This is a genomic window from Streptacidiphilus sp. BW17 (assembly GCF_041262485.1).
Classification (GTDB): domain Bacteria; phylum Actinomycetota; class Actinomycetes; order Streptomycetales; family Streptomycetaceae; genus Streptacidiphilus.
In genome coordinates, this window is the sequence record NZ_JBGCCR010000018.1 from 23,537 (window position 1) to 46,119 (window position 22,583).

Consider the following 22,583-nt stretch of genomic DNA (forward strand, 5'->3'; position numbering starts at 1 on the left):
GAAAAGAAGAGTTGTTCACTCGCTCACGGCCCGGGACCAGCAGAGCCCGTCCAAACCTACGCCACCGAGGTGACCGGATGCTCCGTAGGCTGGGCCCATGCCGCAGACGGAAGCGCACGAAGCGTACGAAGAACCCCGGTCCGCCCGACTTGTCGCCTGGGGCAACGCCTGGTTCGCGGGCCTCACCTCCCCCGACGACGCGGCCGAGGCGGTCCGCGGGGGTGACGAGACGCACCTCGTCCGCGATCTGCCGGGCGCGGACGGTGTCGGCCTGACGCTGGCGCTGGGCCGGTTGCGGGCGTTGGGCGCGACAGGCCTGCGGCTGGCCCTTCCCGCCTCCGGCCACCCGCTGGGCCTGACGGGACCGGCCGAGTTCAACGCCCGGGCGCTGGAGACCGGCGAGGCGGTCGTCGCCGTCGGCGCACCCTGGGGCCTGGTCCCGGAGGCGCTGTGGCACGGCGCGGACCACGAGGACGACGGCGTGCTCGCCGTCACCTGGCACGCGCTGCCGGCGAACCTGGGCTTCCCCGCGGACGTCCCGGCACTGCGGGACGCGGAACGCGAGCTGCTGGAAGGCATGCGCGAGGCGACCGAGTCCCTGGTCCGCCTCGACGTCGCGGGCGCGGGGAGTCCGTCCGTCGAGGCCGCGTTGGCGCGGATGCGCTCGCGCGCGTCGCAGGCGGAGGAGTTGCTCGCGCCTGGCTACTCGGGGCGGGCGGTGGGGGTGCTGCAGAGCGCGAGGCGCGTCGCCGCGTTGGTCGCGGTGGCGGCGCTGAGCGAGGGGGCTGCGGTGAGCGCGGGCGAGATGGCCGCGAGGGCGGGGGCGCTACGGCCGTTGGAACGGGCGGCCCGGAGGGCACGGGTGGCGGCGTACAACTCGCTGGTGGACGAACCGGCTACTGATCGACGTTAGGGAAGTTGCACGTTCTGGGGGCACGGGGATCCTGCAGGCGAGAAAGCAGGCACGTGCTCAGGGGTGCGGGGACTGCGCGAGAAACCGCCCGGTGCGGATGGCCCTGACCGTTCGGGGACTCACCACCCAGGGTGGCTTGTCGCGCAGTTCCCCGCGCCCCTTATGCGGTTGCAACTACCTGCGGTAGCGAAGCACCCCTCTGCTCGCGCCCACGCGGCGGAGCCGCTCGCTGGCAGAGCCTCGCGCCCCTATCCCGCGCCCCCGTTTATCCCGCGACTCCGTTGCGGACCGCCCACAACGCGGCCTGGGTGCGGTCCTGGAGGTCGAGCTTCATCAGGATGTTGGAGACGTGCGTCTTGACCGTCTTCTCCGAGAGGGTCAGCGCCCGAGCGATCTCGCGGTTGCTGCGGCCGTTGGCGATCAGACCGAGGACCTCCTGTTCGCGGTCGGTCAGCGTGCCGCCGCGGCCCTGGGGCGCCCGGCCCGCCGACTCCTCGGCGAGCAGCGCCTCCGCCAGCTCCGGCTGGAGCAGGACATGGCCCGCGTGGACGCTGCGGATCGCGCCGGCCAAAGCCTCCGGGTCGACGTCCTTGTAGACGTAACCCGCCGCTCCGGCGCGGAGCGCCGGGACGACCGTGCGGTGCTCGGTGAAGCTGGTGACCACCAGAACCTTGGCCGGGTTGCCGCGTTCCTTCAGCATCCGCAACGCGTCGATACCGTCGGTGCCAGGCATCTTGACGTCCATGAGGACCACGTCCGGCCGCAGCTCCTCGGCGCAGGCGACGCCCTCCGCACCGTCCGCGGCCTCGCCGACGACCTCGATGTCCGGCTGGACCTCAAGGAACGTGCGCAGGCCGCGGCGGACGACCTGGTGGTCGTCGACCAGCAGCACCTTGATGGTCGGTTCAGCCACCGGGGACCTCCAGTTCCACCACGGTCCCCGCTCCGGGGGACGAGTCGATGTGCAACGCGCCGCCGACGCCCGCGGCGCGGTCCCGCATGGAGACCAGGCCGAGGTGGCGTCCGGCGCGGCGGGTCTGCTCGGGGTCGAAGCCCTTGCCGTCGTCGGTCACCCGCAGCCGGGCGCCGCGTCCCGAGCCGGACGGGCTGCGCACGGAGCGGAGTTCGACCTCGACCGTGGTCGCGCCGGAGTGGCGCAGGGCGTTGTGCAGCGCCTCCTGGGCGACCCGCAGCAGTGCCTCCTCCTGCCCGGCGGGCAGCGCACCCACGCGGTCGTGGAAGAAGCGGACGTGCGCGGTGTGCGCCCGGTTCAGGACGTCGACCTGGGAGGCGAGGGTCGGTAGCAGACCGTCCTCGTCCAGCGCGGCCGGCCGCAGTTCGACGACCACGCTGCGGAGTTCGTCGGCCGCCTCGGCGGCGAGGCGGGAGACCTCGGCGAGTTCGGCGCGGGCGCGGGCCGGGTCGCGTTCCACCAGGGTGGCGGCGGCCTGCGCGGTGAGCCGGAGCGAGAAGAGCTTCTGGGAGACGGCGTCGTGCAGCTCGTGGGCGATCCGGGCGCGCTCGCCGACCAGGGTGAGCTCGCGACTGCGCTCGTAGAGGCGGGCGTTGAGCAGGGCCAGCGCCGCATGGGCGGCGAGGATCCGGAGCAGTTCCTCGTCGTGGCCGGAGAAGCTCTCCCGTCCCTCCGGGTTGGCCAGGAAGAGCGCACCGAGGATCTCCTCGCCGTCCTGGATCGGGACGCCGAGGAAGGCCTGCATATCCGGGTGCGCGCCGGGCCAGCCGCCGAAGCGCGGGTCCTGGCGGACGTCGGCGAGGCGGGTCGGGTCCGGCTCGTGCAGCATCGCGGCGAGGATGCCGTGCTGGCGCGGCAGCGGGCCGATCGCGCGCCACTGGTCGTCGGAGACGCCGTCGACGACGAACTGGGCGAAGCCGCCGTGGTCGTCGGGCACGCCGAGCGCCGCGTACTGGGCGCCGACCAGGGTGCGGGCGGAGGTGACGATCCGCTGCAGCACCTCGCGCACTTCGAGGTGGCGGCTCATGGCCAGCACGGCGGAGCTGATCGCCTCGATACCGCCGAGGCACCGGTCGCTGGGTCCGTCCTCGTAGGGCGGGCACGCGTCTGTCGACATGCCGTCACCGTACCGCCGGGTGATCCCCGCGGCATCGGACGTCGGGAGGTCGGTCGCACGTCCCATGACCTAGGTCGAAGGGACCCGGGTCGCGAGACCGGTCGCCCGAGGTGGACGGGACCTGCGGCGGCCTAGCTTCGGCGGTATCGGAACCGCACCGCAGCGGGACTCAGCAAGCGGGACTCAGCAACAGGAGGAATCGCCATGGCAGTCGCCATTGTGACGGGGGCGTCGCGAGGACTGGGACGGGCGCTGGCGCTGGCCCTGGCCGAGCGCGGCTGGGACGTGGTCGCGGACGGTCGACACGCCGAAGCGCTCGCCGAGCTCGCCGCCGCGCACGCCCGGATCCACGCGGTCGCGGGCGACGTGACCGATCCCGCTCACCGCAGGGCACTCGTCAGCGCGGCCTGGGACCTGGGCGGCGCGAGCCTGGTGGTCAACAACGCCGGGGTACTGGGGTCGGGGGCGCAGGGGTCCGAACCGCTGGTGACGCTGGCGGAGCAGGACCTGGAGGTGCTGCGCCGCGCGCTCGAGGTCAACGTGCTCGCGCCGCTCGGGCTGACGCAGGAGGCGCTGTCGCAGCTGCTGGCGCACGAGGGCGCGCTGCTCAACATCACCTCCGACGCCGCCGTCGAGGCGTACCCGACCTGGGGTGCGTACGGGGCGACCAAGGCGGCGCTGGAGCAGTGGTCGGCGGTGCTGCAGCGGGAGGAGCCGAGCCTGCGGGTCTGGTGGGTCGACCCGGGCGAGATGAACACGGCGATGTACGCGGCGGCCGACGCGCAGTCGGCGGCGCAGGCACCGCTGCCCGAGGAGCAGGCCGTCCCGGCCCTGCTGGCGCTGGTCACGGACCGGCTGCCGAGCGGCCGGTACACGGCGGCCGGGCTGGCGGCCGAGGCGACAGAGGCCGGGGCGGGGGTGACGCGGTGAGCCGGCTGCGCGGTGTCCAGGTGGCGCCGGAGGCACGGGCAGTGCGGGCGGACGCTCGGGAGGTCGCTCGGGAGGACGACGTGGCGGATGACGTGACGGACGCGGGATTCGTCGACGGTCTCGGCGACTGGGAGCTGCCGCCGGAGCTGGAGGCCGTGGCCCCGCCGGAGGAGCGCGGCGGCAGCGGACGCGACGACGTTCGGCTGATGGTCGCCCGGCGTTCCGGACTGACGGTCACTCACCACGCGTTCCGCGAGCTGCCGCAACTGCTGGAGCCGGGCGACGTGCTGGTGGTGAACACCTCCGCGACGCTTCCCGCCGCCGTCGACGGCCGGGTGACCGACACCGGCGAGCCGGTGGTGGTGCACTTCTCGACCCGGCGCTCGGACGGCGAGTGGGTCGTGGAGCTGCGCACCCCCGACGGCAGGGGGTCCACCCGGCAGCGGACGACGGCTCTGACCGGAGGCGCCCCGGAGGAGGTGACCGTCCGACTCGCCGGGGGCGCGCGGCTGGCGCTGCTCGCGCCGGTCGGCTCTGCAGGCCGGACGGCAGGTGCCCAAGCGCGCCTGTGGCGGGCCTGCTTCGGGGCGACCGACCCGCTGGCGTACCTGGCCCGCTACGGGCGGCCGATCCGCTACTCCTACACCGATGCCGACCGGGATCTGACGGCCTATCAGACCGTCTTCGCCGAGCCGTCACCGCGCGCGGGATCGGCGGAGATGCCCAGCGCGGCAAGGCCGTTCACGGCGGAGCTGGTCACCCGGCTGGTCAGCCGGGGCGTGCAGGTGGTGCCGCTGACCCTGCACACCGGCGTCGCCTCGGTGGAGTCCCACGAACCGCCCTACGCCGAGTGGTTCGAGGTGCCCGAGCCGACCACGCGGGTGGTCAACGCGGCACGGGCGGCGGGCTCGCGCGTCGTCGCCGTGGGCACGACGGCGGTGCGGGCGCTGGAGTCGGCGGCGGACGCGTCCGGCGTGGTCCGGCCGCGCTCGGGGTGGACCGAGGTGGTGATCACCCCGGAGCGCGGGGTGCGGGTGGTGGACGGCCTGGTCACCGGCTTCCACGAACCGCGCGCCTCGCACCTGCTGATGCTGGAGGCCATCGCGGGCCGGGCGCTGCTGGACCGCAGCTACGCGGAGGCACTGCGCGAGGGCTACCTCTGGCACGAGTTCGGCGACCTGCACCTGATCCTCACCCGGTGACAGTGCCTGCCCGGCCCTCAGACCCGAGAACACGTAGCGAGGCCGCATCCCCGCCTATCTGGGGATACGGCCTCGCGGTGTTCCGTCCTGCGGTCAGCGGGTACGCATGACCTCCGGCTCATGCCTGCGCAGCAGCCGGATCACGATGACCCCCAGGACCGCGCTGAGGACGACGAGCGCGCTGCAGTCGATCAGCCACTGGGAAGCGGTGTGCTGCCACATCGAGTCCGGGGAGCCGATAAGACGGCCCAGGTCGATGGTGGTGCCCAGGGCTCCGGCGGCCCACCGGGACGGCATCAACCAGGCGATCTGCTCCAGTCCGGGACTGCCGGCGATGGCGAAGCCGAGGCAGCCGGTGAAGACGACCTGGACGATGGCGAACATCACCAACAGCGGCATGGTCTTCTCGCTGGTCTTGACCAGCGACGAGATGACCAGACCGAACATCATCGAGGCGAAGCTCAGCAGGATGATCGGGATCGTCATCTCGAGGGCCGGGAAAGCCGAGACGATCAACCCGGACGGGAGCTTCCGGGTCGAGAACCCGATACCGCAGATGAGCACGCCCTGCACCACGCTCACCACACCGAGGACCACGACCTTGGACATCAGGTAGGCGCTGCGGGAGAGGCCGACGGCGCGTTCCCGCTCGTAGATCACCCGCTCCTTGATCAGCTCTCGAACCGAGTTGGCAGCTCCGGAGAAGCAGGCGCCGACAGCCATGATCAGGATGATCGTGGGGGCATTCGTGTTGAGGCCTCCCTGGCCCGGGGTGAGGCCGTCCGGCGACGGGATGACCATGCTGACCACACCGAGGACCGCGGGCAGCAGCAGCGACAGCAGCATGAAGCCGCGGTCCGAGGCGATCACCGCCAGGTAGCGGCGTACCAGCGTGGACAGCTGCGAGCCCCAGCTCTGCTGCTTGGGCGGCTGGGTCTGGTGGTGCTGTATCTGCGCGGACTGGGCCTGCACGGCGTCGACGTCGGCCGCGTACATCTGGAAGTGCACCGAGCCGCGGAACCGGCCGCCCCAGTCGTGCTCGGCGTGGTTCTCGAAGGCCTGGAAGACGTCGGCCCAGGCCTCGCACTGGAAGAAGTGCAGGGCCTCCTTCGGCGGACCGAAGTACGCCACCGAGCCGCCCGGGGCCATCACCAACAGCCGGTCGCAGAGCGCGAGTTCGGCCACCGAGTGGGTGACGACCAGGACGGTGCGTCCCTCGTCGGCCAGGTCGCGCAGCATCTTCATGACGTCGCGGTCCATGCCCGGGTCGAGACCGGAGGTCGGCTCGTCCAGGAAGATCAGCGACGGCTTGGTCAGCAGCTCCAAGGCGACCGAGACGCGCTTGCGCTGGCCGCCGGAGAGCGCGGTGATCCGGTTGTCGGCGCGCTTCTCCAGGTGCAGCTCGACCAGCACCTCGTCGACCCGGCGCTGACGCTCGGACTTCTCGGTGTCGCCGGGGAAGCGGAGCTCGGCGGCGTACTCGAGCGCGGTGCGGACGCTCAACTGCGAGTGCAGGATGTCGTCCTGCGGCACCAGACCGATGCGCTGGCGCAGCTCGGCGAACTGCTTGTAGAGGTTACGGCCGTCGTAGAGGACGTCACCGCGGTCGGCCGGACGGTAGCCGGTCAGCGCGCGGAGCAGCGTCGACTTGCCGGAACCGGAGGGGCCGATCACCCCGATGAGCGACTTCTCCGGGACCGCGAAGCTGACGTCGTTGAGCAGGATCTTCTTCTGGCCCTTGTGCTCGACCTCGACGGTCAGGTGACGGGCGGAGAAGGAGACCTCACCGGTGTCGACGAACTCCTCGAGCCGGTCGCCGACCAGACGGAAGGTCGAGTGACCGACACCGACGATGTCCTGGGCGGTCAGCACCTGACGCGAGATCGGCTGACCGTTGACGTAGGTGCCATTGTGGCTCTCGAGGTCGACGATCTCGTAGCGGCCGTCGGTCAGCTGGCGCAGTTCGGAGTGGTGCCGGGAGACCTGCAGGTCGGAGACGACCAGGTCGTTGTCAAGGCCACGACCGATCCGGATGGTCTTCAGACCGGCCGTCAGGTTGCGGACCATGGTCGGGTTGCGCGCGCCGTAGACCGGCGAGGGCACCGGCTGGCCCGGCTGCGGGGCCTGCTGTGACGGCTGTGACTGCTGCGGGGCCTGCTGCTGCCCCGGCTGGGCGTAGCCGGCTGCGGCGTTGTAGGCGGGGGCGGCGTTGTAGCCCGGCCCCGCGTTGTAGCCGGCGGCGGCGTTGTATCCGGCAGCCGCCCCCGCGTCCGCTGCCGGGGCCTGTTGCTGCTGCATCTGCTGTTGGGGCATCTGCTGCTGCGGGACCTGGGCCTGGTAGGGCTGCTGCTGGCCCGGGTACGGCTGGTGCTGGTGTTGTTGCTGCTGCTGCGCAGGCTGCTGAGGCTGTGCGCCGCCGTAGCGCGAGGTGCTCTGGTCGTGCCACGCGGCGGCCTGCTGCGACTGCTGTGCCTGCTGGCCGTGCTGCTGACCCGGGAAGGGCTGCTGGCCGGGCTGTGCCTGCTGCTGAACGGGCTGCTGCTGCACCGGCTGCGCGGCGGGCACTCCGGTGAAGCTCACCCGCGGGCCGTTCTCGGCGTTGCCGAGCAGGATCACCGATCCGTCGCCGAGGTAGACCTGCGTCGTCCGCTGCCCGGCGGCGAAAGTGCCGTTGGTCGAGCCGAGATCCTGGAACAACCAGGCGTTGCCCGCAAAGGAGATGGTGGCGTGTTGCCACGACACCCGGGCGTCGTTGATGCAGAAGTCCGACTGAGGGTTGCGCCCGACGCTGTAACTGCGCCCGGGTTCCAGCGTCGCTCGCTGCCCGTTGATCTCTAGTACAAGTTGCGGCACGGTTGCCTGTCCCACGTTGTTGTCCCCCGAATGAGCCCCTTACGTTTTCAGAGGCAGTGTAGGGATGCTGAACTGCTGGGGGAATCATTCCAGCTCGGTCACCGAACAGAGAACCGGGACCCGTGCCATGACGCCGGACCGTGACACTGTGGCAACCTGACGCCTGGGGGCGGACGTTGCGGTCGTTCGCGCGAGCGTCGGGATGGTGTGGCGATGACGGGGTACGGAAACGCACAGCCAGCGCGCGGAGGCCCAGGCGGGTCGTCGGGGCGCGCGGATTCCGGCCGGACGACGGGGCGGGGCCCCGGTCCGGGACTGGTCCGCGGCGTCGTCTTCAGTGCCATGGCGGCGAGTTGGGCGATCGTCGCGATGGGCGCGATCGGCGCGCTCGGAGTGCACCTGCTCGGGCTCGACCAGAACGCCAACCTGGGGTCCGTCACCGCCGTCCTGGTGTCCATGGCGGTCGGTGGAAAGGTCAACCCCACAGGTGACGTCTCCGTCTTCGGACTTGACGCGGCGGCGGCCCAGGGCGCGATCGACATCCTGCCGCTGGGCCTGACCGTCGTCGGCGCGCTGGTGCTCGGCTGGCTGTTCACCGCCCAGCTGCGGCGAATCGCCGCACCCACTCCGGCCGACCTGCTCGCGCGAGCGGCCGGGGCGGTGGTGGCGTTCCTGGTGCTGCTCACCGTGGTCGCCTGGGCGGGCGACGGCTCCGTCGCACTGAACCTCGGTGGCGGGGGCGGCGGTTCCTCCGGTGGCACCACGGGTGGCACGACCGGTGGCAGCAGCGGCGGCAGTGGTGGCTCCGACGGCGGGATCGGCGGGGCGCTCGGCGGGCTGCTCGGCAACTCCGCCCACTCGGGGGTCCATGCGGGCGGCGGCAGCGGGGGCAGCGGTGGCGGTGACGGCGGCCTGGGCGGTCTATTCGGCGGTCTCGTCGGCAACAGCCAGCAGACGGTGGGCTTCAAGGTCGATCTGCTGCCGACGCTCGGCTTCGGACTGCTGTGGGTGGTGCTGGTGCTCGCCTTCGCCTGTGTCGCGGCCCGGCGCGTCCCACTGCCGACGGCGTGGAGCGGCCTGACCCGGACCGTACGGCCGGTCGCCTCCGCGATCACCACGATCTACCTCGGCACGGTCGCCGTGGGCACCGTCGCGGGCGTCATCGTCGGCCTCACCGGCAACGGCGGGGCGAAGACGATCGGCGGCGCGTTGCTGGCGGCGCCCAACGGCATCTTTCTCGCCATCGCGCTGGGCATGGGCATCCCGCTCAACGGCCAAGCGCGCGGCCCGCTGGCCCACTTCCTGCCGTCTCCCGTCAACCAGTTGCTGGCGGGCGGCGAGGGGAAGACCATCACCGTCTCGTCGCTGGCCTCACTGGACGGCAGGGTCTGGCTGCTGCCGGTCGGCGTGGTGCTGACGCTGTTCGCCGTCGGCGTCTACGCGGCGGTACGGACTCCGCGCCCGCTGACGGGCGTTCCGGGGTCGGTCGGCACCGAGTCGGTCGGCTCCGAGTCGGTCGGCTCCGAGGTGGGCGGTGCGGCTCTGCGCCTGGGCGTGGGGCTGGCGGTGGTCACGCCGGTGCTGCTGATGCTGGCCGACGTCTCGGTCAACGCGAACCTTTCGGTCTTCGGCTTCGACGCGGCGGGCGCCGGGTTGAGCGTGACGGGCAACGTGCTGCTGGCAGTGGTGCTGGGCCTGGTCGAGGGCGCGGTCTTCGGCGCGGCGGGCGCGGCACTGGTCCGCCGCTTCGCGAGCGCGAAGCGCGTCGCGGCGGAAGGCGGCGGTGCGGAAGGCGGCGGTGCGGTGGCGGGGTATCCGGCAGGGCCGGGGTACCCGGCTGCGCCGCCCGCACCCTCCGCGCCGCCGATGCCTGCGCCGCCTTCCCCCGGGCCGCGAGGCGGTTACGGCGGCGGGTATGGCAGCGGGCACGGCGGCGGCTACGGCGGGCTGCCGCAGAGCGCACCCCCGGCGCAGGCGCCACCACAGAGCGGCGGCAATCCGTACGCCAGCCCGAACCCCGGCCCCGCCGGGCCTCCCCCGGCACCCGGCCACCCGCCGCGCCCGGCACCCGGCGGCAACCCCTACGGCGGCCTCCCTCAGCAGGGCCCCGGCCCGGCCGGTCCGCAGCAGCAGCCACCGTCGGAGAACCCGTACCGGTAGGGCCCCCTGGCGTCGGCCCTGCTTCGATGTTCGGCGCGGCACGCAACTACGCTGGGCGCGTGCCGCGTCGACTGCTGAGCGTACGGACCGCCGGGACCGCCCGGATCAACACGGAACTCGCCGCGCTGCGGGCCCGGCTGGAGCTTCCGAACGGCTGGTCGGACGCCGTGCTCGCCGAGGTGGCCGCCGCCTCCGCCGCGCCCGTCCTGCCCGGGTTCGACGCGACGGACCTGCCGCTCTTCACCCTCGACCCGCCCGAGTCGCGCGATCTGGACCAGGCGATGCACCTGGAGCGCCGCCCCGGTGGCGGCTACCGCGTGCACTACGCGATCGCCGACGTCAGCGCCTTCGTCCGGCCCGGCGGCGCGATAGACACCGAGGCCCGGAGGCGGGTCGAGACGCTCTACTTCCCCGACGTCCGGGTCCCCCTGCATCCGCCGCAGCTCTCCGAGGGCGCGGCCAGCCTGCTCCCCGGCCAGGACGCTCCGGCGCTGCTCTGGCAGCTGGACCTGAACGCGGACGGCGAACTGCGCGAGACCCGGCTGCGCCGGGCGCTGGTCCGCAGCCGGGCCAAGCTGAACTACGCGGGTGTCCAGAAGGCCCTCGACACCGGCACCGCCGAGGAGTCGCTGACCCTTCTCGGCGTCATCGGCCCGCTGCGCGAGGAGCGGGAACGCGCCCGTGGCGGGGTCAGCCTGCCGATCCCCGAGCAAGAGGTCGAGGAGATCCCCGGCGACGGCTACACCCTCGCCTACCGCGCACCGCTTCCCGCCGACGGCTGGAACGCGCAGATCTCGCTGTTGACCGGTATGGCCGCGGCCGGGCTGATGCTCGACGGCGGCACGGGCGTCCTGCGCACCCTTCCGGGCGCACCGCCCAGCGCGTTCGAGAAGCTGCACCGGATCGCCCAGGCGCTGCACGTGGACTGGCCGATGAGCCTCCCCTACCCGCAGTTGATCCGCTCGCTCGACCCGCAGCTCCCGGCGCATGCGGCGTTCCTCAACGAGTGCACCGGCCTGCTGCGCGGCGCGGGCTACACCGCCTTCGACGTCCCCGGTGGCGGCGTCGTGCCCGAGAACCCGGCCCACGCGGCGGTCGCCGCGCCGTACGCGCACTGCACCGCTCCCCTGCGGCGGCTGGTCGACCGCTTCGCGGGGGAGGTGTGCGTGGCGCTGACGGCCGGTCAGGAGCCCCCGTCGTGGGTGCGGGAGGCGCTGCCGACCCTGCCCGCGTTGATGGCGTCCGGCGACCGCCGCGCCCACGAGGTCGAGCGGGCCTGCGTGGACCTGGTCGAGGCCGCACTGCTGACGGGCCGTGAGGGCGAGCTCTTCGACGGGATCGTCATCGACGTCGACGAGCGCCATCCGGTGCGCGGCACGGTCCAGCTCTGCGACCCCGCGGTGCGCGCCCCGCTGACCGACGACAACGGCCACGGCCCGCTCCCGCTGGGCGCGGAGATCCGGGTCCGCCTCACCTCCGTCGAACTCTCCCACCCGGCGCTCCGTTTCGTCACGGCGTGAGCCGTGGGGACGGTCGCGGCGGTTGGGGGGTGTTTGCGGGGCGGTCGCGCGGTGGTCGGGCGGCGGTTGGGCGCGTGTTCGGTGCTGACCAGGTGAAACCGCAGCACAGAGGGCCTGTGCCCTTGTACAGTCCAGCCCCGGGGCCACACGAAGACTCTCCGTATGCGTTCCGATGCCTTCCCTTTCCTTCCTTTAGCTCCTTGAGGACTGAGGTCTGTCGTGCCCACGTCGACCGACGAGCAGCAGCAACACCCGCGCCCGGACTCCCCTCCGGCAGCGCACGATCCCGCCCCGGCGGCGGAGGCCCCGGAGACGGCCCCGGGCGAGCCGACCGCGAAGGCCGCGGAGGCCGCAGAGGCTGATGCCGAGGCAGTGGCTGAGACTGAGCCGGAGCTGGACGAGGCAGACGAGGCAGACGAGCCGGACTCGGGTGACCCGGACGAGCCGGATGCTTCGGATGCTTTGGATGCTTCGGACGAGCCTGATGGCCCGGACGAGCCGGAGCCCGGTGTGCCGGCTGAGCAGGACGATCCGGGCGTCGATGCCGAGGTCACCGATGCCGAGGCCGCCGATCCGGACTCCGACGGCGATTCCGCTGCAGCCGCCGACACCGACACCGGCACCGATGTCGATCTCGACACCGAATCAGGTCCCGAAGCCGGTGCCGAAGCAGACACAGGTACCGATGCGGATGCCGCTGCTCTCGACACTGCCGCCGAGATCGAGATCGAGACCGCGCCCGCGCCCGCGCCGGAGGCCGGTACCGCTGGCGCGACTTCCGCTACCGCTCCGACTCCGGCTGCGCCTACCCCTGTAGTCGCGGCAACCCCTGCCGCTACGGCTACCCCTGCCGCTGTCTCTGCCGGGGCAGCTGCTCCCGTCGCGTTCGGCGGCCTCACCCCGATCCCCGACGTCACCGGGATGGTCAGCGCGCCTTCGCGCTTCCCGAGGCTGCGGGAGGCGTCCGCCCGGATCGGCCGGAACGCCCGCGACGTACGACTGGCGGTGGCCGATCGCCTGGCCGACGTCAACGTCGGCAACCTCGGCGAACTCGTCGAGCGCTGCCGGGACTTGCTCGCCGATCGGCGCAACGTCCGGATCGCGACCGCCGGCGGGGTCGGGGTCGTCGCCGTGGCCGTCGTGCTGGCGGTGACCCTCGGATCCGGTTCCTCGACCTCGTCGGCCGCAGACTCCGTCGCCGGGGCTCTCGGACATCCGGCCGGCGCCGCACCGTCCGCGCCGCGTCTGAGCCTGACCGTCCCCGCCTCGTTCACCGTGCCCGGACACCTCGCCCTGGCGTGGCCCTCCTCCGGCCAGGCGGCCATCGCGGTCCCGGGCGTCGGACTGCTGGGGAGCAGCGGTCCGGTGGGCACCGCGCAGTCGATCGCGTCCGTCACCAAGACGATGACGGCCTATCTGATCCTCAAGGACCACCCGCTGGCCCCCGGCCAGTCCGGACCGGTCCTCACGATCACCGCCGCCGAGGCCGCGGCGCTTCCCGGCGAGGAGGCGCTGAACCAGTCCCTGGTACCGGTCCGGACGGGAGAACGGTTCACCGAGCGGCAGGCGCTGCAGGCGCTGCTGCTCGCCTCCGCGGACAACATGGCCGAGATCCTGGCCGCCTGGGACGCGGGCAGCGAAAGCCGCTTCGTGACCCGGATGAACGCCATGGCAACGACCCTGGGCATGACCCACACCTGGTTCACCCAGCCCTCCGGCTATCTCGGCACTTCGGTCTCCACGGCGACGGACCTGGTCAAGCTCGGCGAGGCCGCGATCACCGACCCGTCCTTCGCCGACCTCGTCGACGAAACCTCCGCCGTCATCCCCGGCGGCGCGATCCGCAACTACAACGCCCTGCTCGGCCAGGACGGTGTCGACGGCATCAAGACCGGCTCGACCTACTGGGCCGGCGGCTGCCTGCTCTTCTCGGCGCGCACCCGCGTCGCCGGGCACGAGGTCACACTGGTCGGCGCGGTTCTGGGACAGCCGGGCAACATCAGCACCATGCTGCCGAGCGTCTTCGCCGCCACCGCGCGCCTGCTGCACAGCGCCGACCGGGCGCTGGAGCAGGTCACCCCCGTCGGCCAGAGCCGGACCGTCGCGGAACTCTCCGGCGGGGGCAACACGCCCCAGCTCCTCCATGCACCGCACGCCATGACGTTGGTCGGCTGGCCCGGCCTGCATCTGACCCTGCGGTTGGCCGGATCCGCCGCCCAACCTGCACTGCAGGCCCTGACGCCCGACGGCCCGGCCGCGGCCGTCACACCGCTGGTCTCCGGCTGAGGTCGGGACCGGACAGGCCCGGCGGCCCGCTACCATGGTCACCACGGCGGACGAGCCGGCCGGGCGGTCGCGTCGGATCCCTCACGGGATCTGCCGAGGAACGTCCGGGCTCCACAGGGCAGGGTGGTGGCTAACGGCCACCCGGGGTGACCCGCGGGACAGTGCCACAGAAAGCAGACCGCCAGGCGCTTCGGCGCCCGGTAAGGGTGAAACGGTGGTGTAAGAGACCACCAGCGTCCAGGGTGACCTGGACGGCTAGGTAAACCCCACCTGGAGCAAGGTCAAGATGGGCATCGGGTTCGATGCCCTGCGCTGACGCCTGAGGGCTGCCCGCCCGAGTCAGCGGGTAGACCGCTTGAGGCGGCCGGCAACGGCCGCCGTAGATGGATGACCGCCTCCCGCGGCCCGGCAACGGACCGCGGAGACAGAACCCGGCGTACAGGCCGCCTCGTCCGCCGCTCCCCCTCTGACCAGGGGCGGAGCCCTCCCCCCAGTAGCCCCGAGCAGACCCTGGGGAGTCTCTGGGGATCGATGGGCTGCTCTCACCGATGTTGGTTATCGCACCCGCTGGTGTTCGACGACGGGGTTGGCAGCTGACGTCTGGTCAGGTTGATTCGCGAGGGTCAGGGTTGTGGCAGCCAGGAGGGCAGCCGTGGTCGCAAGCGTGGTTGTCGGCCAGCCGAACCTTGTGACTGCGGTGGGGCCGAGTGCTGTGCCGAGGCTTCCGCCGATGAAGTAGACCACCATGTATCCGCTGTTGTATCGGGCGGGCGCAGTGGGGTCGATCGCCAAGACCGTGCTTTGGTTGGCGACCTGTGCTGCGAACAGGCCGGCGTCGAAGAGGGCCAGGCAGGCCAGCGTGGCGATCATGCTGTGAAGGGTGAATGCGCTCGTCAGCGCTGCGGTAGATGCCAGAAGCAGGCCAACGAGGATGACCTTTCGGGCACCGAGGCGGTCAGCGGATCGGCCGGCGATCTGGGTGGCAGCGATTCCTGACAGTCCAGCAAGCCCGTATACGCCGATCCGCTCCGGCGAGTACGTGAAGGGAGGTTGGGAGAGCGCAGCCCCCAGGCCTGCCCAGACGGTGCAGAACCCGAAGAACCACAACGCGCCTCGCAGTGCGGCGAGACTCAGGTCTCGGTGCCGGACGAAGAGCCCGGGTACGGAACGAAGGTTGGTGAACAGGCCTCCGGTTGCTGCGTTGCGCATGTTTGGCAGCACGAGCAGGCAGCAGAGCGCGCATACGGCGCACCCGGCGGCGAACGTCCAGAGCATGCCGCGCCACCCGAAATGGTCGGCGAGGAGTCCACCGACGATGCGCCCGGACAGGATCCCGGCTGAGATTCCGGACGTGACGATTCCCAGCGTGGTAGCGCGCCGGTGAGGCCGTGCCAGCCGTCCGGCGATGGAGCTCATGCCTGCACCGACCACAGAGAAGGCACCCGTCACAGCGGTCAGCGCGCCGAGTGGTGCGATGCCGCGGACGAGGGCGCTGATCCCGAGTGCGGCTCCGAGCACAGCAAACTGGACGGCCATCACCCGGTTGGGTGAGTAGCGGTCCACGAGCGGAACCAGTACGGCCAGGCCGATCATGTAGCCGATCGGGCCGAAGGCTAGTGCGAGGCCGACTTCTGCGATCCGCGACCCCAGCGAGTCTGCGACCTGCGCAACCGAGGGCTGCAGCACGTAGATGGTAGAGGTTCCCAGCGCCGCCGCCACGGACATGAAGATCACTGCCGCGTCGGCAAGCCCGCCCGTCCGCTCACGCGCGGCCATCAGCGGAACCTGCTCGTCTGAATCGGTGTCGTCGCGGCAGCGATCTCGGGCCGCCTGGGCCGAACTGTCGTGCAAGGGGCGGAGGCAGCGCTCCGTTCAGTCATGCGTCCACGATCGCCAAGATCCAGATCCGGCAACAGTGACCGATCTGTCACCGCTGATAAAATTTCGGACATGCCTCATGTGGTGGCACTGGCACTCAGCGACAGCGTTCCAGTCTTCGAGCTGGCGGCACCATGCACGATCTTCGGAACCGACCGCAGCGATCTGACCGGAACCGACTGGTACACGTTCAAGGTATGCAGCCCGCCCGGCGCCCGCGTCGATGAATGGTTCACAGCCGCGACTCCGTACACCTACGACGACTTGATTGCGGCAGACACCGTCATCATCCCGGCATGCCATGACGCGGCACTCACTCCCGCGCCCGATCTAGTGGTCGCTGTACGGGAGGCGGCGCGACGAGGCGCACGGATTGCCTCGATCTGCACCGGTGCATTCGTGATCGCCGCAGCGGGACTGCTCGACGGGCGCCGTGCCGCGACGCACTGGGTGCACGCGCTGGCGCTGGCCGAACGGCATCCGCAGATCGTCGTCGATCCAGCACCGCTGTACATCGACCACGGCGACGTCCTGACATCGGCCGGGAAATCCGCAGGCATCGACCTGTGCCTGCACCTGGTGCGGAAGGACTACGGCGCACACGTCGCCAACCAGGTGGCGAGACGCTTGGTCGCGCCGCCGCAGAGAGAAGGCAATCAGCGGCAGTACATCGACCCCGTTCCGGCACCGAAGGACAACGGTGATTTCGGCGCCACGTTGCAATGGGCGCTGGAGCACCTTGCTGAAGCGCTCACGGTCGAGCAACTGGCACAGCACGCGCGAGTGAGTGTCCGCACCTTGCACCGGCACTTTGTCAGGCGAACCGGTGCGAGGCCGCTGGAATGGTTGAACATCCAACGCGTCCGGCAGGCCCAACAACTCCTCGAAACGACCGATTTCACGATCGAGCGCATCGCCACGCTCGGCGGCTTCGGCACCGCAGTGGCTCTGCGCCGTCACTTCCACGACGCGCTCGGCATCAACCCGGATGCCTATCGCAGGACCTTCACCGCAGGGACCTCGTAAGCCGCAGACGACGAGGGCCCAGATGGACCGCGCATGCTCTCGGGACGTCTCGGGGTGGATACCCTGCGCAAGCGGGTGCGTCGAGCGCACTGCGGGCCGAGGGGCGCGAGTTGCCCGCCTGACGATGTCGCCTGGTCCGTGGGCTGGAGGCGCCCCACTGCGCGGCATCCAGCGCTCTCCTCAGGGCGACAGGCCTGGGCGTCACCGCTGCCGTGGTGGGGCGGCAACCGGATGCCCGCCGATCGTCACATTGCATGAGTCCTCTCGAATCGAGGACAGATGTCCAGATGCGGCGCCTTTGCGCACCAAGAGATACGCCCCCTGACTCTTCGTGTACACGCAGCTGACGGCTATGGTCCGGCTCGATGTCGCTGGCCAGGGCCAGCGGCGCGAACCCGCTGGCATCCAAAATGAGCGCAGCACGGCAGCCCCACAGCGGTTACTTCCGCTGTGGGGCCGTCGACAGTCCAGGAGCCGCGCCTACTCGACGACCAGCTCGACCGGAATGTTGCCGCGGGTCGCGCGGGAGTACGGGCAGACCTCGTGGGCCTGCTTGACCAGCTGACGGCCGGTCTCGTTGTCGAGGGAGTCCGGCAGTTCCACGCGCAGGGTGACAGCGAGGGCGAAGCCGGCCTCGTCCTTGCCGATGGTGACCTCGGCGGTCACCGAGACCTCGCTGGTGTCGACCTTCGCCTGGCGGCTGACGACGCCGAGCGCACTGGCGAAGCAGGCGGCGTAACCGGCGGCGAACAGCTGCTCCGGGTTGGTGCCCTGTCCGCTTCCGCCGAGCGCCGGGGGCATGGCCAGGGCGAGGTCGAGCTGCCCGTCCGAGCTGACCGCACGTCCCTCGCGTCCGTTGGCGGTCGCCGCAGCGGTGTAGAGAGCCTCCATGGAACTCAGATCCCTTCGTCGGTCGGTTCACTGTCGTCGGTCGGTTCACTGGTGGAACCTGACATCCAGAAGTAGAGCATGCAATTAAGTTGTGCGCAACTAAAACGCTCGCAGCTATCCTGGGTCCATGGCCACCACCGCACTGCCCGACGTCCCCGACGAGGAACTGCTCCGCCTGGACCGCCAGGTCTGCTTCTCGCTGAATGCCGCTTCGCGTGCGTTCGGGGGCGTGTACCGGGTGGTTCTGCAGGAGCTCGGCCTCACCTATCCGCAGTACCTGGTGATGCTGGTGCTTTGGGAGCACGGGCCCCTGCCGGTCAAGCAGATCGGCAGCTACCTGCGTCTGGACTCCGGCACCCTCTCTCCGCTGCTCAAGCGCCTGGAGGCGGCCGGGCACGTCCGCCGCGAGCGCAGCGCGGAGGACGAGCGCTCGGTCACGGTCCGCCTCACCGACTCCGGCACCGCGCTGCGCGAACAGGCTCTGCACGTCCCGCGCCGGATCTTCGCGGCGACCGGACTGTCGCTCGACGAGGTCACGGCGCTGCAGTCCCTGCTCGACCGGGTCACCGCCCGTCTGGACACCGGCGACCCGACAATCGGCTGCACCGGCTGATCCGCTCCGCAGGGCGGGGGTTACCTTGGGCGGCGACGTATCGGAAGGCTGGAGTTCCCGGTTGACGAGTGGTACTGATCATCACGGCGAGCCGCGAGCCGCGAGCCGCGAGCCGCGAGCCGCGAGCCGCGAGCCGCGAGCCGCGAGCCGGACGGGCTTGGGCCGGGCGGGGCGGGCGGCTCGCGGATGAGGAGCGGTGGCGTACCTTCGCGGCTCATCGGCGATTGCTGGTCGCAACGCGCACCCTGACCTCGGCGATCCGGGCCCTGGAGGCACTCCCGGCGCTGGTGGACGGTGACGAGCGCGTCGAAGTGCTTTTCGCGCACGACCCGACCTCGGCGTTCGGAAGCGGCGTGCCGGAGCTGCTCCGACGGCACGGTTGCCGGACCGTGCCCTGGGAGCACGTCGCCGAGGCGGCACCGGATCTGGTCCTGTCCGCGAGCGAGAACGTGGACGTGCCCGGCGACTGCCCGGTCCTGGTGATCCCGCACGGGGTGGGCTTCCACAAGCACGTGCCGGACGCGCGCAGCACGGGCAGCCGACTCTCCGGACTCGTACCGGAACGCCTCCTCGGCCGCGCCACCATGACCGTCGCCCACCCCGACCAGCAGGCCCAGTTGGCCGCAGCGGACCCACGGGCCGGTGCGGGAGCGGTCCTGGTCGGCGACGTGTGCCGGGAACAACTGCTGGCCAGCCTGCCGCAACGTGCCGCGTACCGACGAGCGTTGGGCGTGCAGCCGGGCCAGCGCCTGGTCGTGGTCAGTTCGACGTGGGCCAGTTCCTCCCTCCTCGGCCGTCGACCGCACCTGCCGACGCAGCTTCTGGGCGCACTGCCGATGGACGGGTACCGGGTGGCGCTTGTCGCCCACCCCAACATCTGGGCCTTCCACGGCCCCGAGGCGATCCACCGCGTCCTGGCACCAGCCATCGGAGCGGGGCTGCTGCTGATACCCCCGGACCGCGGTTGGCAGGCAGCGGTGGTGGCGGCCGATGCGGTGCTCGGGGACCACGGTTCGGTCACCTTCTACGCCGCCACGCTGGACCGCCCCACTGCGGTGGCGACGTTCGGCGAGGACGCCGTCCCCGGCACGACCGGCGCGGAGTTCGGCTCGTCGGCGCCCCGCTTGGCATCGCACCGTCCGCTGCGCGAGCAGGTCGAGGAGCTGATCACGGGTCATAAGCCTGGGCGTTGGGACGATCTGGCACGACGGACATTCATCGGGGACGCGGGCAACGGCTCTGTCGACGGTATCGATGTCGGTGACGGTGACGACCTTCACGGCAGCGGGCGCTCCTCTGACTCCGCACGGTTGCGTGCGCTGGTGTACCGGATGCTGGGCCTGGACGAGCCCTCGGAGCCGGTACGGATCCAGGGGTTCCCGGTGCCTACGCTGCCGCGCGCGGTCCGTCCTCGGGCCGCGCAGGCCGCGTGGGTCTCCCTGCGGAGCGTGCCGGACGACGCGACTCTCGTGGCGGAGCGCCTCCCCACACGACTCGCTCCAGTCCGGGACGAGGAGCACGACGAGCTGTACTTCCTCGCCTGCGACAGCGAGGAGCCCGACAGCGCGATCCGGCTCAGTGCCTCAGTCGTACTCGTGACGGGTCCTGAGGGCATCGAGGCATCAGCGGTCGAAGACGCGTCCGGGCCGGGGAACGTCGAGGCCGTGCTCGGCGAGGCCTTCGACGCCTGTCCCACTGCCCGGATCGCCGTGGTGGAGACGGGACCCGGGCGCTTTGTGGCGGCGGTCGCGGGTGGTGGGCTGGTGCAGGCGGAGTTGGAGCCTCCGACCCACGACCCGTTGCCCGTCGCGGCGGCCGTCTATGCCCGCCTGCGCTCGGGGGTCGCGCCGGTGGTCGCTCAAGCGGCTACTACGCTGGCCGGAGGCCAACTCGCGCTGCGCATCGGCCCGGTACGGTACCGGGTCACGCTGACGTCGCTGGACGACGGATCTCAGGCGCCGTCCAGTCGACTGAGCCGGGCGGTGACCGTGGCGGCCTTGGGGTTGCCGCCGAGGTCGTAGATCTGGCGAGCCTGCTCCAGTTCGTTCCGTGCCGTCGCGAGGTCGGTCGGGTCGAGCGTGAGCAGGACCTCCGCGAGCAGGCAGCGCGTGTCGGCCTCGTAGGCGGTGGCCTGGTGCTCGCGCAGTGCCTGCGCGGCCTGCCGCAGTTCCTCCGCTGCCCGTGGCAGGTCACCGAGAAGACGATGTGACTCCCCCGCTGCTGCACGAGCGCGGGCGGCCATCCTGCCATCCGGCGTGGGAAGTTCTTCCAGGTCGACCCGGGCCTGGTCCAGCGCGGCCAGGGCCGGGGCCGGCTCGCCGTTGGCGTTGAGCGCGACGCCGAGGAAGAGCCGAGCCAGCGCGGTTCCCCGGTCGTCCGGGACGGCGAGGTTGAGCTCTACCGTGCGGGTGAACACGGCCACGGCCCGGGTCGGATCGTGCTCCAGCCAGTAGCGGCCGAGCATCTCGTGGACGGAGGCGGCGAGGAGCGGACGATCGGCCCTGGCCGCGTGTTCGGCGGCAAGGTCGAGCTCCCGGATCGCGTCGTCGTCCCGGCCCAGGTCGAGCAGGGGCCGGGACCGCAAGCTGCGCAGCCTGGCCTCTCCCGCGTCCGAGCCCGCAGCAACTGCGGCATCCACGCCGAGCCGTAGGCTCTCCTGCCACTCCTCCAGCCGACGGTCATGGAGGAAGAGCACCACAAGTGCCTCGGCCAACGGCCAGACCAGTTCGGCCAAGGCCCGCTCCCTGGAGGCCTCGCGCAGGACCGCGAGCAGCGCCTCGCGCTCACGTCCCAACCAGGCCAGCGCCACCGGCCCGGCGTTCCCACTCTGCGCCGCGAAGGGGTTGGGGCGACCTTCGAGCAGGCCCTCAAGATCCGCGACACGGAGTCGGTCCAGTCGGACGGCGCGGTCCGCCTGTGCCGCGAGGACCAGGTAGTGCTCGGTGACGCGCGCCAGCACATCGGCCGCCTGCCGGTTCGGCCCCGGCGACGCATGCTCGTGCCGCATTTCGTGCTGGTGCTGGGCGCGTTCGCGTGCGTGTAGCCGGACCAGCGGATGGACCTGGAAACGGCCGTCACCGACAGCTTCGAGCAGGCAGGTCCTCACCAGGTGGTCGAGGGCGCCTCGGATGGGCTCGGCATCGGCGGCGAGCGCGGCTGCCATCACGGCGGCGTCGAAAGAGGCGACCGGGAGTAGACCCACGGCACGGTAGACGGCCGCCTGCTCAGGGGTCAGGTCCCGATAGGTGAGGTCCAGGGGCCCTCGCACGCTGCGTTCACCCTCCTGCAGGGGATCGTCGCCGTCCGAGCCCGTGACAGTGAGCACGTCGAGCCGCCGGGACTCGTCGCGGAGTTCCTCAGTGAGCCTGGCGGGGGTCATCCCCGGGTGCAACGCCAGGCGTGCGGCCATCAGTTGGACGGCCAGTGGCAGGCCGCCGCAGAGCGCCACCACCTCGGCTATGGCCGCTTGGTGCTCGGCGGCCTGTACGGGATCGTCCATCAGGGCCGTGAGCAGCTCTGCGCCTGCCGCCAGGTCCAGCGGTCCGAGGCGGAGCAGGCGGGCACCGTCCAGTTTGAGTTCGCCGAGATAGCGCCTGCTGGTGGCAAGCACGGCCGATCCCGGAACGCCCGGCGTCAGCATCCGGATCTGCGCGGCGGTCGCGGCGTTCTCGACCACGACCAGGACCTGCTTCCCCGCGCAGCGGCGGCGGAACTCGGCCAGCTTCTCCTTGGCCGAGTCCGGTTGGTGCTCCTCGGCAAGGCCGAGTGAGCTCAGGCATCGGGTCAGCGCGCGACTCGGGTCACCGCCCAAGCCACCCAGACCGACCACGCTGCCTGGGCCTCCGCCGGGTGCAGGACCGACCTCAGCCGCGGTGGCGTAGTCGACATAGAGCTGCCACTCCGGGTGACGGTCCGTGAGGGAGTGGGCGATGTGGCGGACGAGTTCGCGCTTACCCACCCCGTGCAGGCCGCTCACGACCGCCGTTCGTGCGGCACCTGATGCGGCACCTCGGAACCACTCGCCGAGGCCTGCACGCTCCTGTGACCGGTCGACCAGCAGCGGGGCGCTCGCCGGGACTTCCCATGCGCCCGACGGCAGTTCGGCCCGCTGGCCTGGCTGCCCATTGTTGATCGTCACGGTGCCGTAGACCGCGCCCATCTGGACCACCGTGCCGTGGCTGCCGCCCGACACGGAGTTGGAGATGTTCTCCCCCATGTCCG

At 71.4% G+C, this 22,583-nt stretch carries 15 protein-coding genes and 1 other RNA gene; 10 read left to right on the forward strand and 6 right to left on the reverse strand.

Annotation, left to right across the window (positions count from 1 at the left end; genetic code table 11):
- Positions 1 to 97 precede the first annotated feature (97 nt).
- Positions 98 to 913, forward strand: a complete 816-nt coding sequence (locus tag ABH940_RS21935; RefSeq protein WP_370069576.1) for a hypothetical protein — start codon at positions 98 to 100, stop codon at positions 911 to 913.
- 265 nt (positions 914 to 1,178) lie between these two features.
- On the opposite strand, the gene ABH940_RS21940 is transcribed toward ABH940_RS21935, so the two are convergent.
- Positions 1,179 to 1,826: a response regulator gene (locus tag ABH940_RS21940; protein ID WP_370069574.1), complete on the reverse strand. Its 648-nt coding sequence runs from the start codon at positions 1,824 to 1,826 to the stop codon at positions 1,179 to 1,181.
- Complete coding sequence (locus ABH940_RS21945) at positions 1,819 to 3,003, reverse strand: GAF domain-containing sensor histidine kinase (RefSeq protein ID WP_370069572.1); 1,185 nt, start codon at positions 3,001 to 3,003, stop codon at positions 1,819 to 1,821. Before ABH940_RS21945 ends, ABH940_RS21940 begins: the two co-directional genes overlap by 8 nt.
- 204 nt (positions 3,004 to 3,207) lie before the next feature.
- Between ABH940_RS21945 and ABH940_RS21950 the strand changes: the two genes are divergently transcribed.
- Both ABH940_RS21950 and ABH940_RS21955 read left to right on the forward strand, forming a co-directional pair.
- The gene (locus ABH940_RS21950) at positions 3,208 to 3,933 is read left to right on the forward strand and encodes an SDR family NAD(P)-dependent oxidoreductase (RefSeq protein ID WP_370069570.1); all 726 of its coding nucleotides are present in this window, start codon (positions 3,208 to 3,210) and stop codon (positions 3,931 to 3,933) included.
- Positions 3,934 to 4,013: 80 nt separating this feature from the next.
- Complete coding sequence (locus tag ABH940_RS21955; RefSeq protein WP_370069568.1) at positions 4,014 to 5,135, forward strand: S-adenosylmethionine:tRNA ribosyltransferase-isomerase; 1,122 nt, start codon at positions 4,014 to 4,016, stop codon at positions 5,133 to 5,135.
- Positions 5,136 to 5,228: 93 nt separating this feature from the next.
- On the opposite strand, the gene ABH940_RS21960 is transcribed toward ABH940_RS21955, so the two are convergent.
- Positions 5,229 to 8,003: an FHA domain-containing protein gene (locus ABH940_RS21960; protein ID WP_370106006.1), complete on the reverse strand. Its 2,775-nt coding sequence runs from the start codon at positions 8,001 to 8,003 to the stop codon at positions 5,229 to 5,231.
- A gap of 198 nt (positions 8,004 to 8,201) precedes the next feature.
- On the opposite strand from ABH940_RS21960, the gene ABH940_RS21965 reads away from it, so the two are divergent.
- The 4 genes from ABH940_RS21965 to rnpB all read left to right on the forward strand — a co-directional run bounded on the left by ABH940_RS21965 (position 8,202) and on the right by rnpB (position 14,409).
- Positions 8,202 to 10,148 carry a streptophobe family protein gene (locus ABH940_RS21965; RefSeq protein WP_370106007.1) on the forward strand — a complete coding sequence of 649 codons (1,947 nt, stop codon included), beginning with the start codon at positions 8,202 to 8,204 and terminating at the stop codon, positions 10,146 to 10,148.
- Positions 10,149 to 10,207: 59 nt separating this feature from the next.
- Positions 10,208 to 11,668, forward strand: a complete 1,461-nt coding sequence (locus ABH940_RS21970; RefSeq protein ID WP_370106009.1) for an RNB domain-containing ribonuclease — start codon at positions 10,208 to 10,210, stop codon at positions 11,666 to 11,668.
- Between the two features lie 219 nt (positions 11,669 to 11,887).
- Entirely contained in the window at positions 11,888 to 13,954 is a 2,067-nt protein-coding gene (locus ABH940_RS21975) for a hypothetical protein (protein WP_370106010.1), read from the forward strand.
- Positions 13,955 to 14,005: 51 nt separating this feature from the next.
- An RNA gene (gene rnpB, locus ABH940_RS21980) (RNase P RNA component class A) lies at positions 14,006 to 14,409 on the forward strand.
- Positions 14,410 to 14,509: 100 nt separating this feature from the next.
- Here the strand turns inward: rnpB and ABH940_RS21985 are convergent.
- A complete protein-coding gene (locus tag ABH940_RS21985; RefSeq protein ID WP_370069491.1) occupies positions 14,510 to 15,805 on the reverse strand; it encodes an MFS transporter in 1,296 nt (431 codons plus the stop codon).
- Between the two features lie 99 nt (positions 15,806 to 15,904).
- On the opposite strand from ABH940_RS21985, the gene ABH940_RS21990 reads away from it, so the two are divergent.
- Positions 15,905 to 16,858 carry a GlxA family transcriptional regulator gene (locus ABH940_RS21990; RefSeq protein WP_370069489.1) on the forward strand — a complete coding sequence of 318 codons (954 nt, stop codon included), beginning with the start codon at positions 15,905 to 15,907 and terminating at the stop codon, positions 16,856 to 16,858.
- Positions 16,859 to 17,338: 480 nt separating this feature from the next.
- Here the strand turns inward: ABH940_RS21990 and ABH940_RS21995 are convergent, their stop codons facing one another.
- On the reverse strand, positions 17,339 to 17,749 hold the full coding sequence (locus ABH940_RS21995; RefSeq protein WP_370069487.1) for an organic hydroperoxide resistance protein: 411 nt from the start codon (positions 17,747 to 17,749) through the stop codon (positions 17,339 to 17,341).
- A gap of 127 nt (positions 17,750 to 17,876) precedes the next feature.
- On the opposite strand from ABH940_RS21995, the gene ABH940_RS22000 reads away from it, so the two are divergent.
- The gene (locus ABH940_RS22000; RefSeq protein ID WP_370069485.1) at positions 17,877 to 18,362 is read left to right on the forward strand and encodes a MarR family winged helix-turn-helix transcriptional regulator; all 486 of its coding nucleotides are present in this window, start codon (positions 17,877 to 17,879) and stop codon (positions 18,360 to 18,362) included.
- Between the two features lie 224 nt (positions 18,363 to 18,586).
- On the forward strand, positions 18,587 to 20,383 hold the full coding sequence (locus tag ABH940_RS22005; protein ID WP_370069483.1) for a hypothetical protein: 1,797 nt from the start codon (positions 18,587 to 18,589) through the stop codon (positions 20,381 to 20,383).
- Here ABH940_RS22005 and ABH940_RS22010 read toward each other — a convergent pair.
- Positions 20,314 to 22,578 (reverse strand): hypothetical protein, encoded by a 2,265-nt coding sequence (locus ABH940_RS22010; protein WP_370069481.1) that lies wholly within the window; start codon positions 22,576 to 22,578, stop codon positions 20,314 to 20,316. The genes ABH940_RS22005 and ABH940_RS22010 overlap by 70 nt on opposite strands.
- Between the last annotated feature and the right edge of the window lie 5 nt (positions 22,579 to 22,583).